This window comes from Streptomyces sp. NPDC001744 (assembly GCF_042892575.1).
GTDB lineage: Bacteria > Actinomycetota > Actinomycetes > Streptomycetales > Streptomycetaceae > Streptomyces.
On record NZ_JBIAUG010000021.1, the window covers coordinates 71,324 to 97,262 of the forward strand.

Sequence of the window (25,939 nt, forward strand, 5' to 3'; positions counted from 1 at the left end):
GGGAAACACTACCTCACTCCGGAGGGCGGTCCGACGCACGGGCTGTCACCACGCCGCAGGCGGCGGCCAGGGCCGTCGCTTCCGCGAGGGCTCGCGGGGAGCCGGTGGCACGGGCCAGGTCGAGGCGGGCGCGGGCCTCCTCGTAGCGGGAGGGGGACGCGGACAGGTGGGCGACGGCCTCGGCGAGGAGGCGCCGGGACTCGGACGGACCGGCGAAGAGGGCCGCGCAGCGGAGGGCTTCGCCCAGGGCGGTGGGGGTGCCGATGCGTTCGGCGCGGGCACGGGCCTCGGCGGCGATCCCGGCGGCGCGGTCCGGGTCCGTGGCGGCGAGCGCCCGGGCGAGGTCCAGGGGCCAGGGAGCCCACACGATGTGGTGGCGGCCCCGGCCGATCAGGGCCTCGGCCGCCGCTTCCAGGGTGGCCACCGCCTCCTCGACGCGCCCTTCCGCGAGCAGCAGCCGGCCGAGGACGCTGGGACCGTCGGGCAGGACGATCGCGCCCGGCCACGGCGGCCCGAAGGAGTAGCGGTCGGCGACGGAGCGCGCCTCCGCCGTACGGCCCCGGGCGACGAGCGTGTCCACGAGGAGGCAGGCGGTGTCCCAGTGGACGGGGAGGCCCTTGCCCACCCGGTCGGCCAGGCGCAGGCCCTCCTCCAGGTAGTGCTGCGCCTGCGGCAGGTTGCCGCGGCGCCGGTGGACCAGGCCGAGCAGGGTGTGGGCGAAGGCGAGGTGGGCGCCGCTCCAGCCGGAGATCTCGAAGGCGCGGACGGCCTCCGTGAAGAGGGACTCGGCCCGGTCGGGACGGTCGGCGAACGCGTACGCGATGCCGGTGAGCGCCGGGATCTCGAATCCCCACGTGGAGTCCGTCCAGCCGAGTCCCCGGGCGAGCGCGCCGTCGACGAGGGCACGGTCGCAGAGTCGTACGACCTCGGTGGCGGGTTCGCCCCGGAGCATCGCGTCGAATCCCCGGACCATGAGGAGCGCCCGCTCGGAGTTGTCGGCGCCCGTGAAGCCCTCGGTGAGTTCGGCCAGGCGGCGGGAGCGGCGGAGGCCGTCCTCCTCGGCGGCCTGGAACCCCTCGTACATGAAGTGCGCGGCCTGCAGGCGGCGCCGGTCGGTGCCGGGTGGGGTGCGGACGGCCTCGGCGTCCAGGGCCCGCGCGGCCTCCCGGAGCTCGTTGTTGTGGGCGAGTGCCTGCGCCAGCCGGTAGGTCGCGTCGATGCGCAGGGGGTGGTCCAGGCCGGGCAGGTCCAGCGCGGAACGCAGGTGGCGGACGGTGGCGGCGGGCGCGGTCAGCAGGGAGGCGCAGCCGAGTTCGTACAGCACCTGGGCGTACGTCTCGGGGCCCGGCGGTTCTTCCAGGGCCCGCTCCAGGCACCGGCGGGCCGCGTCCGGGGCTCCCACGGCGAGGTGTTCGGCGGCGGCGGCCCGCAGCCTGTCCACGACCTCCTCGTCGTCGTCCGGGTGCACCTGGAGGAGGTGCCGGGAGACGGCGGCCGGTCCGTGGCCCGCTTCGGTGAGCGCCCAGACGGCCCGTCCGTGCAGGGCGGTCCGGGCGCCCGTCGGCACCGCCCCGTACACGGCGGTCGCGATGAGGGGGTGCGCGAACTCCAGGTGGGTGACCTCGCCCGGAGTCACCGCGGCGAGGCCGCTCCCGGCGGCGGGAGCGTCTCCGGCGGCGGAGTCGTCCGGACCCCCGTGTCCCGCCGGCGCTTCCGCGTCCTGTGCCTCCCGGACGTCGGCCGGGGTCGTGGGGCCGGACCCGGCGGCGCGTTCGGCGCGCGTCGGCGGGGTCGTCCGCGTGGTCACGATCCGCGCCTGGCGGAGGAGTTCGGCGTGTTCGGCGACCTCCCGCGGTCCCAGGCCCGTGACGGCCGCCAGGAGGGGCGGGGTGCTGTCCGCGCCGAGGACGGCTATCCCCCAGGCCAGGTTGGTCGGGCCGGTGCCGAGTTCCTTGATGCGGGTGACGAGGCCGCCGCCGCGCGCACCGGCACCCAGGTCGCGGAGGAGACCGGCGGAACCGGCGACGGGTTCGAGCATCCGGTCGCGGGCCTTGGCGAGGAGTTCGACCGTCTCGTACGGGTTGCCGCCGGTCACGGTCCACAGTTCGCGGCAGAAGGGTTCGTCGGCGTGGTCGCCCAGCATGTCCCGGGCGAGCGCGGCGGTGGCGTCGGGGGTGAGCGCGTGCAGGCCCAGGGTGAGGACGGCGCGGCCGGCGAGCCCGGCGAGGACGGCCGCCGTGCCGGAGCGGTGCGGTCCCTTCGGCAGGGGACGGTGGGCGAGCACGAGGAGGACGGGCAGGCGGCGGTTCCGCCCGATCCGGGTGAAGGCGTCGAGCCACGCCAGGGTTTCGGCGTCGGCCCACTGGGCGTCGTCCACGAGCAGGACCGGGGGCCGGTCCCGCAACCGGTCCGCGAGCCGTTCCAGGAGTCTGGCCAGGCCGTCCTGTACGCCCTGCGGATCGGCGGGTTCGTCCGACGGCGACGGCGAGGCGAGCCCGAGCGCGGGGGCGAGCAGGTCGAAGTGGTCGCCGAAGAGGTCGTGGATGTCCTCCGGGCCGAACCCGTCCAGGGCGGGCTGGAGCAGCTGGCGGGTGACGTGGAACGGGACCGAGGTGAGCGTTTCGCCGCCCCGGGCCGTCAGGACGGTGCACCGGTCCCGGGCCCTGCGGTGTATCTCGCCGAGGAGGGCGGTCTTGCCGATGCCGGCCTCTCCTTGGTAGACGAGGATGCCGCCGCGCACCGGGTGGCCCGCCACCGCACCGGCGACGAGTTCCTCGACGGCGTGGGCGGCGGCGGTGAGTTCCGGGCCCCGCTCGAGCAGCCCGCCTCGACCCCCGCCCCAGGCCCTGGTCGCGAACGGCGCTGCGGGCGACGGGTGTTCGGGATCCGACGACAACGGTGGCTCACTCCCCACACGGACTTCCGGCACGGCGCGGCCGACGTGACCTGTGTCGACCGGCGCAAAGCGTCTGTCCGACGAGCCTAGCGTTCCTGATCGTTCCGGGGGCAACAATGAAGGGGTGAACCGGACAGCGAGTGATCACGGCAGGGACCGCGACGAGGAGGGACGGGCCCGCAGCGCCCGGCCCCGCGACGGCCTCGGCAGGCCGCTGCCGTACGGGGCGGAGGGGGTGCCCCGGCAGCCCGAGGGCGTCGTGCGTGATCCCGGGGCGACCCTGCGCGAGGCGCAGCGGCTGCTCGACGCCGGGATGCCCTTCCACGCGCACGAGGTCTTCGAGGACGCCTGGAAGTCCGGTCCGGAGGCGGAGCGGGACCTGTGGCAGGGACTCGCCCAGCTCGCCGTGGGCCTGACGCACGCCGCCCGGGGCAACGCGGCGGGCGGCGCGCGTCTGCTGCGACGTGGCGCCGACCGTCTGGCGGCCCGGTCCGGGAGCCCGGCCCCCGCCCCGTACGGGATCGATGCCGAGGGGCTCGTCGCCTGGGCGCGGGAGCTGGCCGACCGCGCCGAGAGCGAGCCCGGGGACGGGGGCGAGGACCGGGACGGGAACAGGACGGGGAGGGAGAGGCAGAGGGAGGAGCGGGTGGACGCGGGGGCCGGGAGGCGGACGGAGGCCGGAACCGGACCGTCGGCGGAGGCCGGGAGGCGGGCGGAGGCCGTCCGTCCGGTCGTGATCGACGCCGCCGCCGAAGCGCCGCGCCTGCGGCGGAGCGCTTCCTGATCCCGGAGCTTCCCGGGCCCGCCCCTCTCCGCTCCGGCTCCTCCCGGGGCCGCCCCGGCCCCCGTTCCTCCTGAGGCCGCCCCTTCGGGCCGTGGACCGGGGCGCCGGGCGGCACCCCCGGCTCACTTGCCGGCGTACAGCGCCGGGAGGAGGACGGCGTCGACGAAGGACCGCATGGCCGAGGCGTCCTCGAACCTTTCCTCGAAGAGGCGCTCGACGCGGAGCAGGCCGAGGAAGCAGGGGGCGACGAAGCCGATGGCGGCGTTGTCGGCGGCGATCTCACCCCGTTCGACCGCGCGGGCCACGAGGCCGTCGAGGGCCGCGATCTCGGGGGCGATGACGGTCTCGCGGAGCGCGGCGCGCAGATCGGGGTGCTGGATGTACGCCTGGGCGACGGCCTCCATGAGTTCGGCGTCGCGCTCGCGGCGGGAGGCGGCGACGCGGGCGGCCTCGCGCAGGTCGTCGGCGAGGCTGCCGGTGTCGATGCCGCTGAAGAGGACGCAGCGCCGCTGGGCGAGGGCGGCGGTGACGAGCTTCGGCTTCGTCCCCCACTGCCGGTAGAGCGTGGCCTTGCCGCACTTGGTGCGGGCCGCGACGCCCTCCATGGTCACCGCGTCGTAACCGCCCTCGCGGAGCAGGCCGAGCACCGCGTCGTACAGCTCCGTCTCGCGCTCGGGCGTGAGCTTGCCGCGGCGGGCTGCGGCGGTCGCGGCCTGTGTGGACATCGGTCCCTCCCTGACGGGCACCTCGGTGTCTCCGCCGTCTCTCCCCGTGGGGGATTCCTACGCGTACGAGTCCGTCCCCGCACCCACGAGGATAGGACGCGAGCAATCGAGACGCAAACGTATCGATACGTTTGCGTCTCGATCGGATCGGATCTAGGCTTCCTCCGTTTGTTGCCGATTTGACGGATTAGAGGGCCGCGCGATGGCTGCCGGGATACGCGGGATACGAGGACCACGTCCTGCAGGACCGGAGGCGACGTACGCCCCCGGCCCCGCCGGGCAGGACGTCGGCGAGGGGGACGGAAGAGGAGAGCGGGGCGACGGACGGGAACCCGGCGGGAGCCCCGGCGGGCGGGAAGCCCCCGAGGGCGCCGGGAAGGCGCCGGAACCGCGCTCTCCGCGCGCCGGGAGGGGTCCGAGGCCGTCGCTCCCGCGCGAGTTGCTGCTCGTCACCGCCCTGTTCCTCGTCTACAAGTTCGGCCGGCTCTTCGCCAACGGCCACGAGACCCGCGCCTTCCGGAACGCCGACCGCGTCTGGGACGCCGAGCGCGCCCTCCGCCTGCCGAGCGAGGAGACGGTCCAGCACCTGCTCCTGCACGGCGAACCGCTGGTCCGGGCCGCGAACACGTACTACGCGGCCGTGCACTTCCCCGCCACGATCGCCTTCCTCGTCTGGCTGTACCTGCGCCGTCCCGCCCACTACCTCTGGTCGCGCCGGGTGCTCGCGCTCCTCACCGGCGCCGCACTCGCGCTGCACCTGCTGATGCCGCTCGCGCCGCCCCGGATGCTCGCCGCCACCGGACTGATCGACACCGCCCGCGTCTACGGCCCCTCCGTCTACGGGGCGGTGCCGGAGACGGACTCGATGGCGAACCAGTTCGCCGCGATGCCGTCGCTGCACTTCGGCTGGGCCCTGATGGTCGCGATCGGCCTGATCGCCGCCACCCGGTCCCGCCTCCGGGTGCTGTGGCTGCTGCACCCGCTGTTCACCCTGCTCGTCATCGTCGGCACCGCGAACCACTACTGGTTCGACGCGCTCGCCGCCACCGCCCTCCTCGGCCTCGCACTGCTCGCGGTCCGCGCCCCCGGCCGCCGGACGGCGCCCCCACCCGTACACCGTCCGTTCGGGACGGCCCCCCTTCCGGTCGGAGCCCTGCGATGAACCCCGCCGTCGGCACCACGTTCGCGGTGCTCCTCTCCCTCGTCTCCGCCGCCGGGTACGCGCTCGCCGCCGTCGCCCAGTCCCGGCTCGCCACCGCCTCCCCCGCCGCTCCCGTCGGGCGCGGGGCGCTGCGCGCGCTGCTCGCCCGCCGGCAGTGGTGGTGGGCCGTCGGCCTGAACGCCGCCGGAGCCCTCGCCCACGTGGCGGCGCTGCACTACGGCCCGCTGACCCTGGTCCAGCCGCTCGGCGCCCTGACGCTCGTGGCGGCCCTGCCGCTCGGCGCCTCCCGCGCGCGCCGGCGGGTGACCCGTACCGAGTGGCGCGGGGCCCTGTGGACCCTGGGCGGGCTGGTCGGCCTGGTCGCCGTCACGGGGCCCGCCGCGCCCGGCGAGGCCCTCAGCCTCCGCGAGTCGCTGGCCGTCGCGGCGTCGACGGCGCTCCTGATCTCCGCGCTCGCCTCGGGCCGGCTGCCCGGAAGCGGCCGGGGCGGGAACGGACTCGGGCACGCCACCGCCTCCGGGATCGCCTCCGGCGTCGCCTCGGCGCTCACCCAGACCCTGACGGGCGCGCTCGCGCTCGAACTCCCCGGCACCGAGCCGACCTGGTGGCAGACCGCGCTGCTCGCGGTCCTCGTCTCCGGCTTCGCGACGGGCGGGCTGCTGCTCTCGCAGACCGCCTACCGGGGCGGTTTCGCGGCACCGCTGGCCGTCGTCAACCTCTCCAACCCGGCCGCCGCCGCGGTCATCGGCGTGGCCCTGCTCGGCGAGACCTTCCGGGCCGGCGCCTGGGGCTGGACGGCCGCCGCCGCCGCGTCGATGGTGGCGGCGCGGGGGGTGGTGCTGCTGACGAAGGGCGGCGCGGCCGAGAGCGGGGCCGGGGCCGTCCCGGGGGCCGGAACCGCGCCCGTCGCGGCGGCGGTCGGTGGCGTCCGGACGGGGGAGGGTCTTCCCGCCGCGGTCGGGGGCGTTCCCGCCGCGGTCGGGGCCGGGACCGTGCGTACGGTCGGTGCCGTTCCCGCCGTCGGGGGTACGCCCGCGTCCGGGGCGGCGGTGACGCTCGAAGGAGTACGGGCGGTCGCGTCGGCGGCGGGACGCGGACCCTCGGGCCCCGCCCGTACCTCTCGCGCCTTCCGCACCCCTCGCGCCTCTCGCGCCCCGCGCGTCCGGAGGGCCGTCCGGGGAGCGTGGTTCGTGCCGTCGGCGCGGATCGCGGACGCGGCGACGGAGGCCGAGCCGGCGGGCGCCCCGCTCGCGGGCTGAGGGCGGACGCGGCCGGGGTCCGGGCCGGGGGCCGTCCGCCTCCGCACCCCCGCCTCCTGAATTCGTCATCTTGACGACAACTAACTCCGCCCCCTATCGTCAGTATGACGACAAGGGGGATTCCATGGCCGACATCACCCGGCGGGCCGGCTGGCGCCATCTGCGTTCCGCGCCCACCGCGCACATCCGCCACCAGCGACGGGGACGACTCGTCCACGACGGCGAGGGACTGAGCTTCTGGTTCCGGCCGCGCACCGCCGCCCTCTCCGAGGTCCCGGTGAACGACCGGGAGCTGGCGATGGCCTTCCACGCCCGCACGGCCGACTTCCAGGACGTGAGCGTGCAGTCCACCGTCACGTACCGGATCGGGGACCCGGGCGCGGCGGCCACCCGGCTCGACTTCTCCGTCGACCCCGACACCGGCGCCTGGCGCGGCACCCCGCTGGAGCAGATCGCCACCCTCCTCACCGAGACCGCCCAGCAGCACGCCCTCGACGTCCTCGCCCGCACCACCCTCGCCGCCGCGCTCGTGGACGGCGTGGCGGCGGTGCGGGACCGCGTCGCGACCGGCCTCGCCGCCGAACCGCGCCTGCCGGACACCGGCATCGAGGTCGTCGCGGTCCGGGTGGTGGCGATCCGCCCCGAACCCGAGGTCGAGCGCGCCCTGCGCACCCCCGCCCGCGAGCAGATCCAGCAGGAGGCCGACCGGGCCACCTACGAACGCCGGGCGGTCGCGGTCGAGCGGGAACGCGCCATCGCGGAGAACGAGCTGGCCAGCAAGATCGAGCTGGCCCGGCAGGAGGAACGGCTGGTCGAGCAGCGCGGCACCAACGCGCGCCGCGAGGCCGAGGAGAACGCCGCCGCCGACGCGGTACGGGCCGAGGCCGAGGCCGTACGGACGGTCCGGCTCGCACGGGCCGAGGCGGAGGCCGCCCGCGAGGTCGGCGAGGCGCGCGCCGGAGCGCAGTCCGCGTGGCTGCGGGCGCACGCCGAGGCCGATCCGGCGACCCTGCGCGCCCTCGCCGTGCAGCGGGCCGCCGAGAACCTGCCCCGCGTCGAGCACCTGACGCTCTCCCCGGACGTGCTCACCGGCCTGCTGGCCAGGCTGGGCGGCGAGGGCGGGGCCCGGCCGTGAGCCTCGCGCCGCGCGCGGTGCTCGTGCACCGGACCACGGAGTACGAGGAGCTGCTCGCCCGGCACGGCACGCACGGGCAGGCCGCGTTCTTCCTCGCCGCGCGCGGCCGCTCGGTCGAGGAGGTGCGCGCCCGGCACGAACGCGCCCACCGGGCGCTCGCCGAGGTGGCGGGCGCGGTGCCGCAGGCGTGGCGGCGGGCCCGGGTGGAGCGCGCCGACCTGGACCGGTTCCTGTTCGGCCCCGAGGACGTCGTCGTGGTGGTCGGGCAGGACGGCCTGGTCGCCAACGCGGCGAAGTACCTGACGGGCCAGCCCGTCGTCGGCATCGACGCCGACCCGGGGCGCAATCCGGGCGTCCTGGTCCGGCACCCGGCGGCCCGGGCGCGGCGGTTGCTGCCGTACGCGGCGGAGGAAGGGGCGGCGGTCGACGAGCTGACGATGGTCGAGGCCGTCACCGACGACGCGCAGCGGCTCCTCGCGCTCAACGAGATCTACGTCGGTCCGCCGGGCCACCAGACGGCCCGCTACACGCTCGGGCTCGACGGCACGGACGCGCCGGCCGAGGCGCAGGCGTCGTCGGGCGTCCTGGTCGGCACCGGCACGGGGGCCACGGGCTGGCTGCGCTCCCTGTGGGAGCAGCGTTCCAGCGCCCTGGCGCTGCCCGCTCCGTCGGACCCCCGGCTCGCCTGGTTCGTCCGTGAGGCGTGGCCGTCGCCGACGACCGGCACCACCCGCGTCGAGGGGGTTCTCGGCCCCGGCCGGGGCCTGCGCCTCACCGTCGAGTCGGACCGCCTGGTCGTCTTCGGCGACGGCGTCGAGTCGGACGCGCTCCACCTGACGTGGGGCCAGACGGTCCGCCTGTCCGTCGCCGTCCCGCGCCTGCGCCTCGTGTGCTGAACCCCGGCGGCGGACGGCCGTGACCGCCGCCCGGGGAGCGCGGGAAGCCCGGCAAGCGCGGGAGTCCGGCAAGCGCGGGACCGGGTGCCTTCCGCCGCTGCCCGGCGCACGGCCGTGACCGCCGCCCGGGAGACCCGAGCCCTCCCGGACGCCGACGCCGTGCCCCGGCCGCCCGCGTCCGTCCCGTACGCCACCCCTCCCCCGTGCGGCCGGAATCGTTCGGTCGGGGGCGAAGGGCGGCCCCGTGAGCGTTATGCTCGGCGCGCTTCGCCCGGACATCCGGCCCGCCGCGCCCCCGCTTCCCGGTCCCGGTCCCGGCCCCGTCCACGGCTCCCGCCCCCGGCGGCCCGGCCGCGCCGGTGCCCTCCCGCCCCTTCCCGGCTGTCGAAGGACACTCCATGGCCCCCGCCTCCTCCGGCCCCCTGTCCGTCTCCCCCGCCACGCCGCAGGAGTGGGCGCTCGTACGCTCCTGGGCCGCCGAGGAGGGGTGGAACCCCGGACTCTCCGACGCCACGGCGTTCTTCGCGCAGGACCCCGGCGGTTTCTTCCTCGGCCGCGTCGACGGGGAGCCGGTCTCCGCCATCTCCGTCGTCACCTACGACGACGCCTACGCCTTCCTCGGCTTCTACCTCGTGCGTCCCGGGCTGCGCGGGCTCGGCCACGGCCTGGCCACCTGGCGGGCGGCCCTCGCCCACGCGGGCGACCGGACCGTGGGGCTCGACGGGGTGCCCGCGCAGCAGGACAACTACCGGCGCTCCGGCTTCACGACGGCGTACCGCACGGCCCGGTACGTGGGCGAGGTTCCGGTGCCGGACGCCCCGCCGGCCGGTGTGGTGGCCGCCGGACGGGTCGATCCGGCCGTCCTCGCGGCGTACGACCGCGCCTGTCACCACGCCGACCGCCCGCGCTTCCTCTCCTCCTGGCTGACCACGCCCGGACACCGCGCGCTGGTCCGGATCGTCGACGGCCGCCCGGCCGGGTACGGGGTGGTCCGTCCCGCGCAGGACGAGGCACGGATCGGGCCGCTGTTCGCGGACACCCCGGCGGACGCGGCGGCCCTGCTCGACGGACTCGCCGCCGAGGCCCGGGGCTTCGGTTCGGCCCGGATCGCGGTCGACATGCCGGAGACGAACCCGGCGGCGGCGCGCCTGGCCCTGGAGCGCGGCCTGGAACCGACGTTCGAGACGGCCCGGATGTACACGGGTCCGGTCCGGCCGGTGGCCCGCGAGCGCGTCTTCGGCGTCACCACGCTCGAACTGGGCTGACGGCGGCGGCACCCCGGCGGGGCGCGGCCGGCGGGCCGCCCCGCCCAGGTCGCCACCCTCCCCGCGCCTCTTCCCCCTCCCCCTCCCCTTTCCCCGCCCCCCACCCTCCGCCGTCCCCGAGGGGTGACAAGGGTTTTCCCCGTATCGGGTTCACCCCCCGTTCCCTACTGTCCTCCGCACCGGCAGATACCATCCTCCGAGCCGCACCGTGACAGGTGCATGCGAAGGGTGGCGTCCGCCGGTGACGGCCTTGACCCGGGCCGTCGCGCCGGTGGCGGCGCACGGGCCCCCCAAGCCCAGGGACCCGCGGACCGTGACCCCACTTCGCGCCGTGTGTCCCGCGCCGCCGCCACTGCTCCGCAGTTACGTCGTACTCGAAAGGGCCACACCTTGAACCGTTCCAGGCGGAGAGTCATATCCGTGGTCGCGAGCGCCGCGATCCTCGGTGCCGCTGCCACCACCTCCGGGGCGTTCGCCGCCGCCCCGGTCGCTGCCACCCCGAAGCCCGCTCCGGCTTCGCAGACGATGCGGGCGCTTCCCGGCGCCCCCGTCGAGAAGGTCATCGTCACCTACAAGAACCAGGCCGCCGAGGCCGGGTCCAACGCCGCCGCGAAGAGCGACGCGGCCGAGAAGGCCGTGAAGACGGGCGAGAAGCTCTCCTTCGAGCGCCGCCTCTCCACCGGCGGCGCCCTGGTCGACCTGGGTGACAGCGCCACCCGGCAGGACGTGACGAAGGTCATGGACGCCTTCCGCGCCGACCCGTCCGTCGCCTCCGTCGAGCCCGACATCCGCGCGTACGCGATGGCGGTCACGCCGAACGACACCGAATACGCCAAGCAGTGGGACCTCGTCGAGCCCACCGGCGGCATGAACGTTCCCGCGGCCTGGGACAGGACGACCGGTTCCGGCGTCACCGTGGCCGTCATCGACACCGGCTACGCCGCCCACTCGGACCTGGCGGCCAACGTCGTCGCCGGTTACGACTTCATCTCGACCTCCGCCGACGCCCGCGACGGCAACGGCCGCGACGCGGACCCGAAGGACGAGGGCGACTGGAACGCCACGGCGGGCGAGTGCGGCACCGGCTCCACCGCCTCCAGTTCCTCCTGGCACGGCACCCACGTGGCCGGCACCATCGGCGCCGTCACGAACAACGCCAAGGGCATCGCGGGCATCGCGTACGGCGCGAAGATCCAGCCCGTGCGCGTGCTCGGCAAGTGCGGCGGCTCCTCCTCCGACATCGCCGACGCCATCACCTGGGCCTCCGGCGGCAGCGTGCCGGGCGTCCCGGCCAACGCGAACCCGGCGAAGGTCGTCAACCTGAGCCTGGGCGGCGCGAGCTCGACCTGCCCCAGCGTCTACCAGACCGCGATCAACGGCGCCGTCTCGCGCGGCACCACCGTCGTCGTCGCGGCGGGCAACAGCAACGCCAACGCCTCCGGTTTCACCCCCGCGAACTGCGCGAACGTCATCACCGTGGCGTCGACCAACCGCGAAGGCGGCCGGTCGTACTACTCCAACTTCGGCACCCTCGTGGACGTGGCCGCGCCCGGCGGCGAGACCCGTCGCGCCACCGACACCCCCGGTACCGTCACCACCCCCGAGAACGCCATCCTCTCCACGCTGAACTCGGGCGCGACCGTCCAGTCGACCGAGACCTACAAGCCCTACCAGGGCACCTCGATGGCGGCTCCGCACATCGCGGGTCTCGCCGCGCTCCTGAAGGCGGCCAACGGCACCCTCACCCCGGCCGCGATCGAATCCACGATCAAGGCCAACGCCCGCCCGCTGCCCGGCACCTGCACCGGCGGCTGCGGCACCGGCATCGCCGACGCCGCGAAGGCCGTCACCGCCGTCACCGCCCCGGCGACGGGCACCGTCCTCACCGCCGACGCCGACGTGGCGATCCCGGACAACACCACCGTGACGTCCCCGATCACCGTCACCGGCCGCACCGGCAACGCCCCCGCCGCCCTCAAGGTCGGCGTGGACATCAAGCACACCTGGCGCGGGGACCTGGTCGTCGACCTGGTCGCCCCCGACGGCACGGTGCGCAACCTGAAGGCGTCCTCCTCCTCGGACAGCGCCGACAACGTCCTGGCCACGTACACGGTCGACGCGTCGAGCGAGGTCGCCAACGGCACCTGGAAGCTCCAGGTCCGCGATGTGGCCAGTGGTGACACCGGCTACATCGACTCGTGGAGCCTCACCTTCTGACAGAGCACCACCCCCCACCGAACCACCCCCCACATCAGCATTCTTGCTGGTCAGCGACGCGCTCGTGGTCTACACCACGGGCGCGTCCCGGCGTTGCGGGGGCGGAAGCGGCCGAAGGGCGCTGTCCGTATGCCGGACAAGGGGCCTGGACTCCGCCGGTGGGCTCCGTATTCTCTGCGCACGGGGCTCACGGGCGGGGCCCGAGCGGCCGGAGGGGATGGACAGTGACGACAGTTCCGCACGCCTCCCCGCGCCCCGCGGGCACGGGGGCGTCCCCGGCGCCGGTGGGCCGCGAGGAACTCCTCGCCCGGCTGGAACGCGCCCTGCACACCCGGGGCCGCGCCCTGCTCACCGGCCCCGCCGGCGTCGGCAAGACCGAGGTGGCGCTCGCCGCGGCGGCACGCGCCGAGGCACGCGGCGAGACCGTGCTGTGGCTCGCGTCCCTGCCGTCCGACCGTGAGATACCCGGCGCGTCGGCCGCCGCGCTCCTCGCCTCCGTGGCGGCGACGGTGTCCTGGCCCGGGGCGGCCCGGCCCGAACCGTCCGGGGCGCCCGGTTCCGGCGTGCCGGACGCCGTGCCGCCCGGGACGGCCGCCCCGGCCTCCGGAAACCCGGGGCCCCTCCTTCCCGGAGCGGGTACGGCCCCGGCCCACGGCTCCGGCTCCGGTACGAGGTCCGCCCCCGGTCCCGGAACGCGCACCGGCGCGGCCCGCGCCGGCGGCGCGCACGACGACGGGACGGCCTCCGGCGGGACGCGCCCCGCCGGGGGCGTCCTCTCCGGGGCCCCCGCCCCCGAGACCCTCGTCCCGGGGCTCTCCGCCTCCGGGGGCTTCACGTCCGGGATCTTCGTCTCCGGGATCTTCGACGAACTGCCCGGCCCGCAGCGGACCGCCGTCGCCATGCTCTGCCGCGAGGCTCCGGTCGACGCGGACGGCTGGGACCCGATCGCGCTGCGCCTCGGCATCGCCCGCGTGCTGCGCGCCCTGGCCTGCCGGGGTCCCGTCCTGCTCGTGGTCGACGGGGCGCAGCACGTCGACGCGGACAGCGCGGACCTGCTGCGGTTCGCCCTCCACCTGGCGCCGCCCGCGCTGCGGGTGGTGGCCGTGGAGACCCCGGAGCCGTACGGGGAGGTCCACGGCCCGTACCGCTCCGAGGACCCGGACGCCGGGCACCTCTGGGTGCCGTCGGAGGCGGACGTGCTCCGCGTCCCGCCGCTGCACGCCGACGAGATCGCCGAACTCCTCATCCACCACCGGCTGCCCTCCCGGATGGCCGGCCGCATCCACCGCGAGAGCGGCGGCAACCCGCGGCTCGCGCTCGCGGTGGGCCGGTCGCTCGCCGACGCGCGGACCCCGGTGCACCACGCCGAGGCCCTGACGCTCTCCGGGCGCGCCCGCGACCTCGCCCGTCAGCTCCTGGGCGCCGCGCCCCCGGCCGTACGGGAGACGCTGCTGCTCGCCGCCCTCGCGCTGCGCCCGTCCGCGACGCTGGTGCGCCGGGCCGGGCGGCCCGGCGCGGAGGCGGACCTCGCGGCGGCCGAGCGGGCCGACCTGGTGTCGCTCGCCGAGGACGGCTCGGTGACCTTCACCGCCGGGCTGCTGGCCTCCACCCTGGTGCACGACGCCTGCTGGGCCGAGCGGAGCGCCGGGCACAGGGCCCTCGCGGAGGTCGTGGACGACCCCGTGGAGGCGGTGCGCCACCGGGCGCTCGCCACCGACAGCCCGGACGAGGAGCTGGCCGCCGAGGTCGCGGCGGCCGCCGAGCTGGCCCGGCGGCGCGGGAACAGCGCGCTCGCCGCCGAACTGGCGCTGCTGGCGGCGGAGTCGACGCCGGGGCGGCACGGCGCGCGGCGGATCGCCCGGCTCGTCGACGCCGCCGAGGAGGCCGCCCGCGCGGCCCGCGCCGATCTCGCGATGCGGGCGGCCACCGATCTGCTCGCCCGGGACGCGGGCCCCGCCGACCGGGTACGGGTGCGCCTCGCCGTGCTCGACACGGCGGGCCAGGGGCTGACCGGCCTGGACGAGATGTACGTCCACGCCATGGAGGACTCCGAGGGCGACACCGCGCTGCGGGCCGCCGTCCAGCTCCGGCTGGCCGTCAAGTACGTGCTGGCGGACGGCGATCCGCAGCGTTCGCGGACGGCGGCGGTCGCGTCGGCCGCGCTCGCCGCCTCGACGGGCGATCCACGCACGGCCGCGCAGGCGCTGACCGTGCGGGCGCGGATGGAACGGGCGCTCGGTTCGCCCGGCGCGGAGTCCGTACTGGCCCGCGCCCGCGCCCTGGAGCTGGCCGAACGGCCGCTGGGCATCCACAACGCCGCGCAGATCCTGACGATCCGCCACGCGCTCTTCGACGACCGGCTGGTGGAGGCCCGTGACGAACTGGGCGCGCTCCTGCCGCTGGTGCAGCGGCGCGGTTCCGTCGAGGACGCCATCGAACTCTTCCGCACGCTGGCCGAGATCGAGTCCCGGATCGGCCCGTGCGCGGCGGCCCTCGCCCATGCCGGACGGTCCCTCGCCCTCACCCTGGAGGCGGGCCTCTCCCCCGGCCCCGCCTGGTACGCGCTCGCGCTCGCGGAGACGGCGGGCGGCAGCTTCGCGCGGGCCGCGAGCTATGCGCGCCGCAGCGTGCAGGCGTCGGAGGAGGAGGGCGACCGCGTCTTCCTCTCGCGCGGCCGGTACGCGCTCGGCCGGGTCCAGCTGGTGAACGGGGACGTCGCCGCCGCCCTGGAGACCCTGCGCCGGGTCCAGGCCGACGAGCACGCCCAGTCGACCGTGGACCCGTCCATGCTCCGCTGGCACGAGGAGCTGGCCGAGGCGCTGCTCGCGCACGACGCCGGCGAGGAGGCCCTGGCGCTCCTCGCGGAGGTGCGGCCGGTGGCGGAGCGCCTGGGGCGGTCCACCGTCCTGCTCGGCTGCGACCGGGTGCACGCGCTGTGCCTGGCGGCCGGGGGGCGTACGGGCGAGGCGGCGGAGCTGCTGACCGGCACGGCCGAGCGGTTCGGGCGGGCCGGTCTGCCCCTCGAACAGGGGCGGGCGCTGATCGCGCTCGCCCGGGTGGAGCGCCGCAGACGCCGCCGGTCGGCGGCGCAGGCCGCCCTCCACGGGGCGGCGTCGGTGTTCGAGCGGGCCGGGGCGGTGCCGTGGCTGGCCCTGGCGGGCGAGGCACCGGCGGTCCCTGCGGGCGAGGGGCCGGTGGGGGGTGCCGGGGGCGAGGAGGCGGCGTCCGCGCTCTCCTCCCTCACGGAGGCGGAGCTGCGCCTGGCCCGGCTCGTGGGCCGGGGGGCCAGCAACCAGGAGGCGGCGGCGAAGCTGTACCTGAGCGTGAAGACGGTGGAGGCGCGGCTCACCCGCATCTACCAGAAGCTCGACGTCCGTTCCCGCGCCCAGCTGGCGACCGCGCTCCGGCCGTGAGCCACCGGGGCGCGATCCGCTACCGGTCCGTGAGGGCCACCGCGCAGACGCTCCGGACGACGGTCCCGTCGGGCCTCCGCCATTCGGCCGTCACCCGTCCCGGGCCGCCGGCCGCCGGGCCGTCGTCGCCGGGCCGCAGGACGCGCCGCACCCGCAGGACCGGCGGAGCGTCGGTGCCGGGCACCCGTACCGCCACGTCGGTGTGGTCGGGGCCTTCGGCGACCCGTACGGGTTCCGCGTCGGCACCCGTGCCGGCCGGGGCGAGCGGCGAGACGGTGACGGTGGGGTCGGGCGTGTCGCTCACGGACTGTTCCTGCGGTGCGGCGCGGCCGTCGAGCAGCGCGTACAGCCGCGCGACGAAGACCGGGTCGTGGACGCCGTCGTAGATCCAGCGCTTCCCCAGGACGCCGTGTTCGGAGGTGCCGACGAGGGCGTGCTCGGCGCCCGCCAAGGGGGCCGGACGGTAGGTCAGGGGGACCTGGTACGCCGTCGCGTCCGCTTCGGCGCCGTCGGTCACGACCATGAACTCGATGCCCACCTCGCCGGCGGGGTCGTCCAGGCGGAACCCGCCCGCCTTGGCCGGCCGGGGACCGGCCGGCCCGCCCGCGTACCAGGGACGGGTGGGGAGCCAGGCGGTGAGCAGCTCCAGTTTGGTGGGGTGCATCGTGGTGCGGTGGATCACGGCCATCGTGTGCTTCTTCCTTCCGGTCCGGGGCCCGGGCAACGTAACAGACCTGCCGGGACCCGGTTCCGGGCACGCCTTCGGCCGGGCGGTCACCGGAGTCGCGGGTCGTGACGGGCCGTCCCCGCTTCTCACCCCTCGTCACCCTTGCCTGATAATGTCAGGAATGTCGCATTCTCTGTGCGGCCCTCGACCGTGCCGTCCCAGAACGGGAGCAGGAATGTCCGGTGGACCCGAGCCCATCAACGCCGACGCCCGAGAGGCCCTGGAACGGGAGCTCGCCGAGCTGCGCGCCGAACGCGAGTCGGTCGCCGTCACCCTGCGGGACGGCGGCGGCGACGAGGTCGGCGACAGGGCCGACCAGGCCGACGAGTTGATGCGCGCCGACCAGGTCGACCGGCTGAACGGGCGCATCAGGGAGATCGGGGAGCGCCTGGAGGAGGGAGCCGTCGCGGCGCCGCCGCCGGCCGGCACGATCGGGGTCGGCAGCGGCGTGACCGTACGGTTCGACGACGGCACCGAGAGCGGTGTGCGGATCGCGGAACTCCCCGACGCGCTCGACCCGTCCCTGGTGACCGCCGACAGCCCGCTCGGCCGGGCGCTGCTCGGCCACGGCGCCGGCGACACCGTCACGTACGAGACGCCCGAAGGCCCCGCGACCGCGACCGTGGTCTCGGTCGGCTGACGGCGCCGTGCGGAAGGCGGACGGAGGACCGGGCGGAACCGGTCCGGAGGCGGAACCCGGGGACCACGCCGAGCAGGAGCGGATCAGGGAGACCGACCGCAAGGGCGGCCCCGGCCACACCGTCCTGGTGGCGCTGGCCCTCGCCGTGCCGGTCACCAAGCTCGCGTACACGGTCGGCGGCGGGGACGCCGTCCGCGACGTGCTCGTGGGCATGGAGCCGGCGAACTGGCCGGACATCGTCATCGGCATGCTCATCACCGACCCGCTGCTCGGCTCGGTGCTGGCCGTCGTCGTCTCCCGCGTGGTCTTCGCCCTGTTCGCCGCGCGCGGCGCGGTGCCGCTGGGCGGCGGACGGGTCGGAGCCCTCCGGCGGGCGGCGCTCACGGTCGTCAACCCGGTCGCCATGGGCGTCATCGACGCGTGCTTCTTCGGGCCGTGGTGGGGGCTCGGCACCGGGCTCGCCGCCTTCGCGCTGCGGCAGGGCGTGGTCGTGGAGTACCGCACGGGCCGCCGCCGGCCGCACCACCGGCACGGCCGGGAACCGGGCGCCCGTCACAACACCGGGTACCGGCCGCCCGCCTGGCTGGTGCGGGCCGCCGGCTTCGAACAGTGGGCGTCCCTGCTCCTGACCGTGGTCGCGCTGCCCGTCCTGTTCTTCGTCTCGGCCCTCGACGGGCAGTCGTGGACGTCGATCGTGGAGTGCCGGGTCACCCGTGGGACCGAGACCGGGAACGACCGCCTGATCGAACTGGGCCGCAAGGGGAACGGCGTCGTGGGCTGGAACCTGGACACCGAGCAGGTCTCCAACGGCGTCGGGTGCACGAGCGACGAGAGCCGCTTCGTACGCGAACCGTGGTGGCGCTCCTGACCCGGCGCCCGTTCCCGGCCCGGTCCGTGGCGGGTGCCCGGCCCGTGGCCGGTGCTCAGCCCGTGACGATGCCGGTGACCAGGTTGATGGCGGTGGCGAGGATGCCGGTGCCGAAGACGTACGACAGCAGGCAGTGGCGCAGGACGACCGCGCGGAGCCCGGCGGTGGACACGCCGGTGTCGGAGACCTGGTAGGTCATGCCGAGGTTGAAGCTGAAGTAGAGGAAGTCGCTGTACCGGGGCGGCTCCCGGGTGTTGAAGTCGATCCCGCCGCCCGGCTCCAGGACGTAGTAGAGGTAGGCGTAACGGGTGGCGTACATCAGGTGGAGCGCCGCCCAGGCCGTGGAGACGCCGCAGAGGGCGAGCGCGGCCGCCGCGCGGCTCAGGTCGGTGTGGCCGACCAGGAGCAGCACGACGATGGTGCCGAGCCCGCACAGGGAGGTTCCGACGACGGCGGCCTCCTCCACGGAGGCCCGGAACTCCTCGCGGTGGACGTTGCGGTGGGTGGCGGCGGCGTCCATGGGCCACAGGACGATCCAGCCGGAGACGACGAAGAGGGTCTCGGTGACGGCGATGCCGGTGAGGACGCCGAGCGGCACACGGGACAGCACGGCGACGAGCACGCCGGCCGCCGCGCCGGCGAGCACCGACCCGACGAGCCGCGGGAAGGCCCCGAGCAGCCGGTGGTGCACGGTTCAGGGCTCCAGGAAGACGACGGCCTCGTCCGTGTACGTGAGGAAGGTGAGCGTCTCGTAGAGGTACAGCTCGACGTTGTCCGCGTCGTGCGAGGTGTAGCCGATGGCCGCGTCCTGGCCGAGGCGGAGTTCGAAGTCGCCGCCCCGGGTGGACAGGACGACACCGCCGTCGAGGGCGGGCGCCCAGACCGGGGGGCGGTCCAGCATCCGGTCGAGGTGCGAGGCGACCGGATGGCCGTGGTCGGAGGTCTCGGCGACCGCCCGGTAGTGATCGGCGCCGAGGAGCAGCGCGTAGGGGCCCTCGACCCCCGCGAGCCGCAGCGCGCTCAGGGCCCGGGAGACCGCGTCGGGGTACGCGCGCGGTTCGGCGGGCAGGGGCAGCACCGGGTGGGAGGTGCGGGCGCGCAGCCCCTCGACGCCGGCCGCGCCGTACCCGTCGAAGACGGTCCGGTCCTCGACGAGGGCCAGGGTGCGGGCCGCGTCCTTGACGGGCTGCCAGTCGGAGTCCCGGGAGCCGCGCTCCACGTCGTCCACGGCGGCCCGGGTGACGGTGAACGGCACCTTGAGTTCGACCAGGGGCCGCGCCTCGCGGAGCCGGGCCGTGACGCCGGGGGCGGGCGGCTCCACGGCGGAGAGGTGGCCGGTGCCGACGGCGGCGAGGGCCGGGCCCGCCGGGTCGGGGACGTCCACGACCCGGCGGGCCGCGACGTGGCGACGGAAGGTCCGGCGGGCCTCCTCCTCGATCTCGGCCCAGGCGGCCGGGGTGACCGGGGCGAGTTCGCGGTGCAGGTTGGTGGGGTGCTCGGGGGGTGTCATGGGGCTCAGGCTCCTTTCAGGCTGCCGATGCCCAGGGAGTCCCCGGGACCGGTGGTGTCCGGCGCGCCGGGGAGACCGTCGAGGAGGTCGGCGCTCGGCACGAAGAAGAGGCCGCCGGTCACGGCCCGGGAGAAGTCGAGGATGCGGTCCGTGGTCCCGGGCGGGTTCCCCAGGAACATGTGGCGCAGCATCTGTTCGGTCACGGCGGGCGTCCGCGCGTAGCCGATGAAGTAGGTGCCGAACTCGCCGCTGCCGGGCCGGCCGAACGGCATGTTGTCGCGCACGATCTTCCGCTCGTCGCCGTTCTCGTCGGTGACCGTGGTGAGGGCGACGTGCGAGTTCGCGGGTTTGACGCCGTCGGGCATCTCGACGTTGGCCGCCTTGCCTCGTCCGATGACCCGCTCCTGCTCCTCGACGGTGAGCGCGTCCCAGGCCGCCATGTCGTGCACGTACTTCTGCACGACGACGTAGCTGCCGCCCTCGAACCCGGGGTCCTCGTCGCCGATGTACACCGACTCCGCGGCCAGGGGGCCCGTGGGGTTCTCGCTGCCGTCCACGAAGCCCAGGAGGTCGCGCTCGTCGAAGTATCCGAAGCCGTGCACCTCGTCCACGACGGTCACGGCGCCGCCCAGCCGCTCCAGGACGAGCCTGGCCAGTTCGAAGCAGAGGTCGGGGCGGCGGGCGCGCAGGTGGAGGAGGAGGTCGCCCGGGGTGGCGGGGGCGCGGTGACGGGGACCCCGGAGGGCCGGGAAGGGGTGCAGGTCGCGCGGGCGCGGATCGCCGACGAGCCGGTCCCACGCCTCCGAGCCGATGCCGACGACGCAGGTGAGCTGTTCGTCCGGGGCGCGGAAGGCCACCGAGCGGGTCAGGCCCGTCACGTCCTGGAGCGCCTCCCGCACGGCGCCCTCGGCGCCGGGGCCGATGGTGGCCACCAGGAAGAGGGCCGCCCGGGCGGGTGGCATGACGACGGGCTGGGGTACGGCCATGGCGCTCCCGCTGGAGAACGGCACCGCAGGACAAGGAGGGTGTCATGACGGTTATGACGGACATGCCAGATATGACGGACAGGGCCAGCGTAGGCGGACGGGGTGCCGCGCGCAGCCCGACGCGGCGGGCGCGGGGCCGGGCGGCGTACCACCGGGCCGGAGCGGCGCCCGGCTCCGGTTCCGGTTCCGGGGGGCGCGGCCGGGGCCGTCGCGCGCGGCGGTGCCCCGACGGCTACCGTCGGGGGTCGGGCCGCGCGGCGCCGCGGACCCGCGGATGCGCCGGCCGGAACCACAGGAGGGAACGAACCATGGGACGAGTGACCGCGCGGCGGCGCGTCCTGCGCGTGCGGGAGGGGGGCGCCTCCTACCGTCCGGACACGCTGGCCGCGGAGGAGCCGATGGAGATCCGGGTCGGCGGGCGGCCGCTGACCGTGACGATGCGCACCCCGGGCGACGACTTCGACCTCGCGGCCGGGTTCCTCGTGAGCGAGGGCGTGGTCCGCTCCGCCGGGGAGGTGGCCGGAATCCGGTACTGCGCGGGCGCCACGTCCGACGGCGGCAACACGTACAACGTGGTGGACGTCGTCCTCGCCCCCGGTGTGGCCGCCCCGGACGCCTCCCTGGAACGGAACTTCTACACGACGTCCTCGTGCGGGCTGTGCGGCAAGGCCAGTCTGGACGCGGTGCGCACCACGGCCGCCTGGTCCGTCGCGGAGGACCCGCTGCGCGTCGGCACGGAGGTGCTGGCGGTCCTCCCCGACCGGCTGCGGGCGGCCCAGAAGGTGTTCGACAGCACGGGCGGGCTGCACGCGGCCGGGCTCTTCTCCGCGGAGGGCGAACTGCTGTGCCTGCGGGAGGACGTCGGCCGGCACAACGCCGTGGACAAGGTCGTCGGCCACGCCCTGCGGTCGGGGCTGCTGCCGCTGCGCGGGACGGTCCTGATGGTGAGCGGCCGGGCCTCCTTCGAGCTGGTGCAGAAGGCGGTGATGGCGGGGGTTCCGCTGCTCGCGGCCGTCTCCGCCCCCTCCTCGCTCGCGGTGGACCTCGCCGCGGAGAGCGGGCTGACGCTGGTCGGCTTCCTGCGCGGCACGTCCATGAACGTGTACTGCGGCGACGAGCGCCTGGAGACCGTGCCCACCGGGTGAGGGGCCGCCGGTGTGCGGCGGCCCCTCACCCGTTCCGGCCCCGGCGCTACGCCGCGGCGGCATCCTCGTCGTCGTCCCGGTGCGCGCCCGCCCCGGGGCCGCCCTTGCGCACCGTGCAGTGGATCGAGTCGTCCGCCACGTCGGCCACGATCGTGTCGCCGGGCTCGGCGTCACCGCCGAGCAGCAGGGAGGCGACCCGGTTGTCCAGCTCCGTCTGGATGGTCCGGCGCAGCGGCCGGGCACCGAACGCGGGCTGGTAGCCGTGCGCGACGAGGAGTTTGCGCGCCGCGTCGGTTACCTCCAGGGTCATGCCCTGCGCGTGGACGCGCTTCTTGCTGCGGTCCAGGAGGTGGCCGACGATCTCCGACAGGTCCTCCTCGGTGAGGCTGTGGAAGACGATGATGTCGTCGATGCGGTTGAGGAACTCGGGCAGGAAGCGCCCCCGCAGGTCCTCCATCAGACGGTCCTTCAGCTCGGCCGCGTCGCCCTGGTGGTCCAGGATGCGGTGGGCCCCGATGTTGGACGTCATGATGACGACGCAGTGGCGGAAGTCGACCGTGCGGCCCTGCCCGTCCGTCAGGCGTCCGTCGTCCAGGATCTGGAGCAGCGTGTTGAAGACGTCGGGGTGTCCCTTCTCGATCTCGTCGAACAGGACCACGCTGTAGGGCTGGCGGCGGACCTTCTCGGTGAGCTGTCCGGCCTCCTCGTAGCCGACGTACCCGGGAGGCGCCCCGACGAGCCGGGCCACCGTGTGCTTCTCCTGGAACTCGCTCATGTCGAACCGGATCATCCGGTCCTCGTCGCCGAACAGCAGCTCGGCGAGCGTCTTGGCGAGTTCGGTCTTGCCGACGCCGGTGGGCCCGAGGAAGAGGAAGGAGCCCACGGGGCGGTTCGGGTCGCCCATGCCCGCCCGGTTGCGGCGCACGGCCTCGGAGACCGCCGTGACGGCCTCGTCCTGGCCGACGATCCTGGCGTGCATCTCCTGCTCCAGCCTGAGCAGCTTCTCCTTCTCGCTGGCGGTGAGCTGGGAGACCGGGATGCCGGTACGGCGGGACACGATGTCCGCGATGTCGCCGGCCGTGACGGAGACGACGCCCTCGCGCCGCTCCTCGATGCCCGCGAGTTCGCCCTCGATCTCGGCGATCTGCCGCTTGAGGTCGGACGCCTTCTCGAACTCCTCGCCCGCGACGGCCTGGTCCTTCTCGCGGCGCAGTTTCGCCAGCCGGTCCTCCCGGCTGATCACCTCGGTGGAGCGGCCGCCGCTGCGCAGCCGCACCCGGGCCCCCGCCTGGTCCATCAGGTCGATGGCCTTGTCGGGGAGGAACCGGTCGCTGATGTAGCGGTCGGAGAGCTCCGCCGCCGCCGTGAGGGCGCCGTCGGCGAAGCGGACCCGGTGGTGCGCCTCGTAGGCGTCCCGCAGCCCTTCGAGGATCTGCACGGTCTCCTCGACCGTGGGCTCCGGGATCAGGACGGGCTGGAAGCGGCGTTCGAGGGCGGCGTCCTTCTCGATGTGCTTGCGGTACTCGTCGATGGTGGTCGCGCCGACCACGTGCAGCTCGCCGCGGGCGAGGGCCGGTTTGAGCATGTTGCCCGCGTCCATCGAGCCCTCGCCGGTGGCGCCGGCGCCGACGACCGTGTGCAGTTCGTCGATGAAGAGGACGATGTCGCCCCGGGCCTCCTGGACGTCCTCGATGACCTTCTTCAGGCGCTCCTCGAACTGGCCCCGGTACTGCGCGCCGGCCACCATCCCGGAGAGGTCGAGGGAGATCACCCGCTTGTCCTTGAGGGTGTCGGGCACCTCGCCGGCCACGATGCGCTGGGCGAGGCCCTCGACGATGGCGGTCTTGCCGACGCCGGGTTCACCGATGAGGACGGGGTTGTTCTTGGAGCGCCGGGAGAGGATCTCGACGGTCTGCTCGATCTCCTCCGCCCGGCCGACCACGGGGTCGAGCCTGCCGGCCTTCGCCTCCTCGGTCAGGTCCCGGCCGAACTCGTCGAGGGTCGTGGCCGGCTGCTTCGGGGCGGCGGGCGCGCTCTCCCCGCCGAAGGCCGCCCGGTCCGCCGGGCCGCGCAGCTTCGACACGTCCAGGTCCTCGGCGCGCAGGAAACGGGAGGCGCCGGAGTCGGGGTCGCCGAGGAGGGCGCCGAGGATGTGCTCGGGGCCGATGTACGACACCCCGGCGGCCTGCGAGCGGGCGTGGGCCAGGGCGAGGGTGCGCTTGGCCGCCGGGGTGAGCCCGGGTTCCGAGGAGGGTTCGGCGGACTCCCCCGGCAGCACTTCGGCGATCCGGTCCGCGAGGGCGTCGGGGTCCACTCCGCCCTGGGCGAGCAGCCTGCGGGAGGGATCGACACGGGTGGCTGCCCACAGGAGGTGTTCGGTGTCGAGGTCGGAGGTGCCGTCCTCGACCGCCCTGCGGGTGGCGAGGTTGAGGAGTTCGTGCGAGGACTCCGTCAGGAGCCGTCCGATGGGCACGCGTTGCACGGCCGGCGGCGAGGAGGCGGGAGACATGCCGAAGAAACGATTCAGCATTTCACTGAACGGGTCGGAGGAACCGAAGGGTGAACCGAACGCCATCGACATGTCAGCTCCAGAGAAGCGCGGGGGGTCCCTCCCACTGAAACGCCATGTCCAGCGCTCCGCAAACGGAACGGACGCGGGGACGGAGGCCCGAACCGGGGCCCGAGCAGCGGGGCCCCGGTGGAGCGGGCCGGGCCGGGGCCGGAGGGCCGGGGCCGGACGCGACCCGACCGGGCACGGGCGTCACGCGACCGGCCCCGGTCGCGTCCCGGCACGGAGGCGACCCGGACGCGGCGGACCGGACACCCGGCGCGCCCCGCGCGTACGGTGGCGCGGGCGGGCCCGGTCCTCCCCGCACGCCCGCCTTCTCCCGGCACGCCCGCCCCTCCCGACACGTCCACCTCCTCCCCTTCCGCCCGCCCCGCCCGACACGCCCGTCCCGCCCGTATCCCCCGCGTTCCCGTGCCACGGGGACGTGTCGGCCGACGATGGTTCCATGAGTTCCGACATCCCCCCGCCCCCTCACGGCCCGCACCCCCACGGCCCGCAGGCCCGTGCCGGCACGCTGGTCCGGCGTCCCAAGCTGTGGCTCGTACCGACCGTCCTGAGCTCCCTCGTCGCCCTGCTGCTGTCGCTCCTCTACATGGGCGGCATCCTCAACCCGTCCGACAACCTGCACCGGCTTCCCATCGCCCTGGTCGACGAGGACCAGGGGCCTCCGCCCCCCGGACAGCGGAAGAGCCTGGGCGGACAGATCACCGACGCGATCGTCGCGGCCGGCTCCTCGAAGGACGACGTGGACTGGCGCCGGATGGACCGGGCGGCGGCCCAGGAGGCGCTGGCCTCCGGCACGGTGTACGGCGCGCTGGTCGTCCCGAAGGACTTCACCGCGTCCGTGACGGCACTGGCCACCGCCCGTGCGACGGCCCGTCCGACGATGCACGTGCTCACCAACCCCGGCGTCGGAAGCCTGGGGTCGTCCATGGCGTCCCAGATCTCCCAGAGCGCCGCCCACCAGGCGTCCCGCGACATCGGTGGGCGGCTCTCGGCCTCCGCGACCGCTCCCACCGCGCGGCTGCTGCTGGCCGATCCCGTGGAGGTCACCACGAGCGTCGGCCATCCCATCGGCCGGCACAGCGGGCTCGGGCTCACCGCCTTCTACTACACGCTGCTGCTCGTCCTGGCCGGCTTCATCGGCGGCAACATGCTCACCAGCGGCGTCGACACCGCCCTCGGCTACGCCGACAGCGAGATCGGCCCCTGGCACACCCGCCACACGACGGTCCCCATCAGCCGCACCCAGACGCTGCTCCTGAAGATGCTCATGACGGCCGGCGTCTCGCTCCTCACCACCACGCTCATCATGGTGGCCACGATCTCGATCCTCGGCATGGACGCCGCCCACCTGCCGACGCTGTGGCTGTTCTCGTACTGCGCGACGGTCGCCGTCGGCCTGGGGGTCCAGGCCATCAACGCCGCCTTCGGCGGCATCGGCCAGCTCGTCTCCATGTTCGTCTTCATCGCCCTCGCCCTCCCCTCCTCGGGGGCGACCGTCCCCCTGGAGGCCACCCCCGGGTTCTACCGGTTCCTGGGCGTCTTCGAGCCCATGCACCAGCTCAGCGTGGGGGTCAGGTCCATCCTGTACTTCGACGCCCGCGCCGACGCGGGTCTCGGACGCGCCTGGATCATGATCGCGGTCGGCGTGGTCGTGGCCCTGGTGTTCGGCTTCGCCATGACGCACTACTACGACCGCAGGGGGCTGCGCAGGCTCACGCCGCAGCCCGAGGAGTGAG

General features: G+C 75.3%; 18 protein-coding genes and 1 pseudogene. 12 read left to right on the plus strand and 7 right to left on the minus strand.

Going from position 1 to position 25,939, the window contains the following annotated elements; all coding sequences use genetic code 11:
- Positions 1-13 precede the first annotated feature (13 nt).
- Entirely contained in the window at positions 14-2,896 is a 2,883-nt protein-coding gene (locus tag ACFYZY_RS23635; protein WP_388697444.1) for an AAA family ATPase, read from the minus strand.
- Positions 2,897-3,020: 124 nt separating this feature from the next.
- On the opposite strand from ACFYZY_RS23635, the pseudogene ACFYZY_RS23640 reads away from it, so the two are divergent.
- Positions 3,021-3,479 (plus strand): annotated as a pseudogene (locus ACFYZY_RS23640) (DUF309 domain-containing protein); the annotation flags it as partial.
- Between the two features lie 323 nt (positions 3,480-3,802).
- On the opposite strand, the gene ACFYZY_RS23645 reads toward ACFYZY_RS23640, so the two are convergent.
- On the minus strand, positions 3,803-4,405 hold the full coding sequence (locus ACFYZY_RS23645) for a TetR/AcrR family transcriptional regulator (protein WP_388697446.1): 603 nt from the start codon (positions 4,403-4,405) through the stop codon (positions 3,803-3,805).
- Between the two features lie 202 nt (positions 4,406-4,607).
- Here ACFYZY_RS23645 and ACFYZY_RS23650 point away from each other — a divergent pair, with 202 nt between their 5' ends.
- The 7 genes from ACFYZY_RS23650 (at position 4,608) to ACFYZY_RS23680 (ending at position 15,752) form a co-directional block, all read left to right on the plus strand.
- Entirely contained in the window at positions 4,608-5,567 is a 960-nt protein-coding gene (locus ACFYZY_RS23650) for a phosphatase PAP2 family protein (protein WP_388697449.1), read from the plus strand.
- Positions 5,564-6,826 (plus strand): DMT family transporter, encoded by a 1,263-nt coding sequence (locus ACFYZY_RS23655; protein WP_388697452.1) that lies wholly within the window; start codon positions 5,564-5,566, stop codon positions 6,824-6,826. Before ACFYZY_RS23650 ends, ACFYZY_RS23655 begins: the two co-directional genes overlap by 4 nt.
- A 124-nt stretch (positions 6,827-6,950) precedes the next feature.
- On the plus strand, positions 6,951-7,961 hold the full coding sequence (locus ACFYZY_RS23660) for an SPFH domain-containing protein (RefSeq protein WP_388697454.1): 1,011 nt from the start codon (positions 6,951-6,953) through the stop codon (positions 7,959-7,961).
- Positions 7,958-8,857 (plus strand): hypothetical protein, encoded by a 900-nt coding sequence (locus ACFYZY_RS23665; RefSeq protein ID WP_388697457.1) that lies wholly within the window; start codon positions 7,958-7,960, stop codon positions 8,855-8,857. The genes ACFYZY_RS23660 and ACFYZY_RS23665 overlap by 4 nt, the downstream gene beginning before the upstream one ends.
- Positions 8,858-9,255: 398 nt before the next feature.
- Positions 9,256-10,122 (plus strand): GNAT family N-acetyltransferase, encoded by an 867-nt coding sequence (locus ACFYZY_RS23670; protein ID WP_388697460.1) that lies wholly within the window; start codon positions 9,256-9,258, stop codon positions 10,120-10,122.
- A gap of 525 nt (positions 10,123-10,647) precedes the next feature.
- Positions 10,648-12,339 (plus strand): S8 family serine peptidase, encoded by a 1,692-nt coding sequence (locus ACFYZY_RS23675; RefSeq protein WP_388697554.1) that lies wholly within the window; start codon positions 10,648-10,650, stop codon positions 12,337-12,339.
- A 311-nt stretch (positions 12,340-12,650) separates the two neighbouring features.
- Positions 12,651-15,752 carry a LuxR C-terminal-related transcriptional regulator gene (locus ACFYZY_RS23680; protein WP_388697557.1) on the plus strand — a complete coding sequence of 1,034 codons (3,102 nt, stop codon included), beginning with the start codon at positions 12,651-12,653 and terminating at the stop codon, positions 15,750-15,752.
- Positions 15,753-15,771: 19 nt separating this feature from the next.
- On the opposite strand, the gene ACFYZY_RS23685 is transcribed toward ACFYZY_RS23680, so the two are convergent.
- Positions 15,772-16,440: a 1,4-alpha-glucan branching protein gene (locus ACFYZY_RS23685; protein WP_388697462.1), complete on the minus strand. Its 669-nt coding sequence runs from the start codon at positions 16,438-16,440 to the stop codon at positions 15,772-15,774.
- Between the two features lie 214 nt (positions 16,441-16,654).
- Between ACFYZY_RS23685 and ACFYZY_RS23690 the strand changes: the two genes are divergently transcribed.
- Both ACFYZY_RS23690 and ACFYZY_RS23695 read left to right on the plus strand, forming a co-directional pair.
- Positions 16,655-17,119 (plus strand): GreA/GreB family elongation factor, encoded by a 465-nt coding sequence (locus ACFYZY_RS23690; RefSeq protein WP_388697464.1) that lies wholly within the window; start codon positions 16,655-16,657, stop codon positions 17,117-17,119.
- Between the two features lie 7 nt (positions 17,120-17,126).
- Entirely contained in the window at positions 17,127-17,987 is an 861-nt protein-coding gene (locus tag ACFYZY_RS23695; protein ID WP_388697466.1) for a hypothetical protein, read from the plus strand.
- A 55-nt stretch (positions 17,988-18,042) separates the two neighbouring features.
- Here the strand turns inward: ACFYZY_RS23695 and ACFYZY_RS23700 are convergent, their stop codons facing one another.
- The 3 genes from ACFYZY_RS23700 to ACFYZY_RS23710 are packed head-to-tail and all read right to left on the minus strand — an operon-like array spanning position 18,043 to position 20,483.
- Positions 18,043-18,678: a DUF1345 domain-containing protein gene (locus tag ACFYZY_RS23700; RefSeq protein WP_388697468.1), complete on the minus strand. Its 636-nt coding sequence runs from the start codon at positions 18,676-18,678 to the stop codon at positions 18,043-18,045.
- A gap of 3 nt (positions 18,679-18,681) precedes the next feature.
- The gene (locus tag ACFYZY_RS23705) at positions 18,682-19,497 is read right to left on the minus strand and encodes a family 1 encapsulin nanocompartment shell protein (RefSeq protein WP_388697469.1); all 816 of its coding nucleotides are present in this window, start codon (positions 19,495-19,497) and stop codon (positions 18,682-18,684) included.
- A gap of 5 nt (positions 19,498-19,502) precedes the next feature.
- Complete coding sequence (locus ACFYZY_RS23710) at positions 19,503-20,483, minus strand: Dyp-type peroxidase (protein WP_388697471.1); 981 nt, start codon at positions 20,481-20,483, stop codon at positions 19,503-19,505.
- Positions 20,484-20,791: 308 nt separating this feature from the next.
- Between ACFYZY_RS23710 and fdhD the strand changes: the two genes are divergently transcribed.
- Positions 20,792-21,628 carry a formate dehydrogenase accessory sulfurtransferase FdhD gene (gene fdhD, locus ACFYZY_RS23715; protein WP_388697474.1) on the plus strand — a complete coding sequence of 279 codons (837 nt, stop codon included), beginning with the start codon at positions 20,792-20,794 and terminating at the stop codon, positions 21,626-21,628.
- A gap of 46 nt (positions 21,629-21,674) precedes the next feature.
- Here the strand turns inward: fdhD and ACFYZY_RS23720 are convergent, their stop codons facing one another.
- Entirely contained in the window at positions 21,675-24,209 is a 2,535-nt protein-coding gene (locus ACFYZY_RS23720) for an ATP-dependent Clp protease ATP-binding subunit (RefSeq protein ID WP_388697477.1), read from the minus strand.
- 433 nt (positions 24,210-24,642) lie between these two features.
- Between ACFYZY_RS23720 and ACFYZY_RS23725 the strand changes: the two genes are divergently transcribed.
- Positions 24,643-25,938, plus strand: a complete 1,296-nt coding sequence (locus ACFYZY_RS23725; protein ID WP_388697480.1) for a YhgE/Pip domain-containing protein — start codon at positions 24,643-24,645, stop codon at positions 25,936-25,938.
- The last annotated feature ends 1 nt before the right edge of the window (position 25,939 follow it).